General features: G+C 38.2%; 2 protein-coding genes. Both read left to right on the top strand.

What is annotated here, in order from left to right; translation table 11 throughout:
* The first annotated feature begins 94 nt into the window (after positions 1-94).
* Positions 95-400, top strand: coding sequence for a helix-turn-helix domain-containing protein (locus tag Q1B07_RS26530; protein ID WP_299095779.1), 306 nt, complete (start codon positions 95-97; stop codon positions 398-400).
* On the top strand, positions 397-1,356 hold the full coding sequence (locus Q1B07_RS26525; RefSeq protein WP_299095776.1) for an IS3 family transposase: 960 nt from the start codon (positions 397-399) through the stop codon (positions 1,354-1,356). Before Q1B07_RS26530 ends, Q1B07_RS26525 begins: the two co-directional genes overlap by 4 nt.
* Positions 1,357-1,473 lie beyond the last annotated feature (117 nt).

The raw sequence follows: 1,473 nt of genomic DNA, 5'->3' as shown, positions 1-1,473 counted from the left end.
TCTTTTTAGCCCCCTTAATTATTTGGACACGAAAGTAGTGTAGAAAGTAAACTATTTTTGATCATTCATTTAATGTAAGGGGGAGGCGAAAGAGATGCCAAAGAGAAAAATAGATGTCTTAGAAGATGTAAAGAAGAAATATGTTCGTATGGCTTTGGAAACCGGCAACCTAACCTCAATCTCTCGCAAGGCTGGTATCTCTCGAGACACTTTAAAAAAGTGGATAAATGAGTATGAAGATGAGGTTCGTGATCAAATGGAGGATGAGGGAATTACCTGTTTATCTGATGATCCTTCAAAAGAAGAACTAATACAAAAATATGAACAGGCTATGAAGCTGCTTGGGGAAAAAGAACTGGAAGTTGCCATGCTTAAAAACCTTTTAAAAAAAAGAGAGTGAGTTTAGAAGATCGCTTAGAGGAAGCAAGGTTATGGATCGAAGAAGGTTTTCCAGTAAAATCAGTCACTAAAGCAGTGGAGGTGCCTAGATCAGTGTACTATTATCATCAATATGTTCCGATAGAGGAAAAGCCAGTTAAAAGAGGCCGTCCAACACCAGGCTATTCTGTAAACAAGTCTGGGGTGAAGATTCCTGACGAGCAGATCGAAGAATTTTTAATGGAAGCCGTGGAGGGTGAGGAAGGAATTTATGGCTACCGAAAATTAACCGAGTATTTAAGAGACACTCATGATTTAATCATCAGTCCTAAAAAGGTATATCGGTTATGTGATGGGCTAGATATCTTATTGCCTAAAAGAACTGCTTCACAGGTCTACCCGAGGAGAATGGCAAAACAACATGTCATTACAAGACCGAATCAATTGTGGCAGGTGGACATTAAGTATGGGACGATCGGCGATAGTGGACGTTTCTTCTTTCTCGCAAGTGCGATTGATGTATTTGATCGCTGCATTGTAGGCTATTACAGGGGAGCTAAATGCCAAGCAGTAGATATAACAAAAATGATTCAAGAAGCATTGATGAGACGGCTAGTGCTGGTCCCAAGAGAGACTGAGAAGTTTAGTATAATTGTGAGAAGTGATAACGGCCCTCAGTTTGTCAGTCGAACATTTGGTGAGTTCTGCAGTTTTCAAAAGATCTATCATGAACGAATTCCACCAAAGAGTCCAAATTTAAATGCTTATATTGAGTCTTTCCACAGCATTATTGAACGTGAGTGTTACCAACGTTATACTTTTGACTGTTTTGATGAGGCATATTACCGAATAGATGAATATATGGAGTTTTATAATGAGAGAAGATATCACGGAAGCCTTAATTACTTAACACCAATGAAATTCCATCAATTATACAAAAATACGGGCTACCCCGAAGACATGGCTGTTTGTTTATAACACTTTTTAAAGTTTTTCCTTTTTTCTTTCACAAGAAAAAAGGAAAAACAGAAAATGAAAAACTAAGAGAGAACGAGAAAACAAAAGATTGGTGTCCAAAATAAGGGGGCCAAACCG

The sequence above is a fragment of the uncultured Metabacillus sp. genome (genome assembly GCF_947503125.1).
Lineage (GTDB): Bacteria > Bacillota > Bacilli > Bacillales > Bacillaceae > Metabacillus.
Note: the sequence above shows the minus strand (reverse complement) of the source record. Positions and strands in the feature narration are given on the sequence as shown.